Origin of the sequence: Anaerophaga thermohalophila DSM 12881 (assembly GCF_000191885.1) — a bacterium.
GTDB lineage: Bacteria > Bacteroidota > Bacteroidia > Bacteroidales > Marinilabiliaceae > Anaerophaga > Anaerophaga thermohalophila.
On the sequence record NZ_AEWI01000175.1, the window covers coordinates 1 to 461 of the forward strand.

General features: G+C 42.1%; 1 pseudogene. It reads right to left on the reverse strand.

The features are described 5' to 3' along the window. Positions 1 to 46 precede the first annotated feature (46 nt). Positions 47 to 461, reverse strand: a pseudogene (locus ATH1_RS21765) (IS1634 family transposase); the annotation flags it as partial.

The following is a 461-nucleotide window of genomic DNA, read 5'->3' on the forward strand; positions in this document are numbered from 1 at the left end:
TTGCTATCATAAAATTCTGTATTCCAGTCAGATGGGTTTAAGATATTCATATTTCGGGTAACACAGATTTTTTCATATAGTATGGTACGGTTTTATACCCCAGGGCCTCATAAATTTGTTTTGCCTCTACAGAAGGAACACTGCATTTCTTTATCCTGATGGTTTTCCCTTTTTTGTTTTTCAGGGTTGTTACCACCTCTTTTTGTGTGTTCATTATCCGCACAATGTTGCGCCAGTCGTGGTGGATGTTTTTGGCCTTGAGCTGGTACCTTATGGTGGCAACAACCTGGTATGCCAAAAGCCCCAGGAACAGGTGCGATTCAATATTCTCATCGTATTTGTGAAAGACAGGGCGCAATGCCAAATCGGTTTTCAGGCAGCGGAACGTTGCTTCAATTTCGGTAAGGGTATTGTAAATGGTCCAGATGGTGTTTTCATCTTTCCCTGAAAGAGTGGTACGG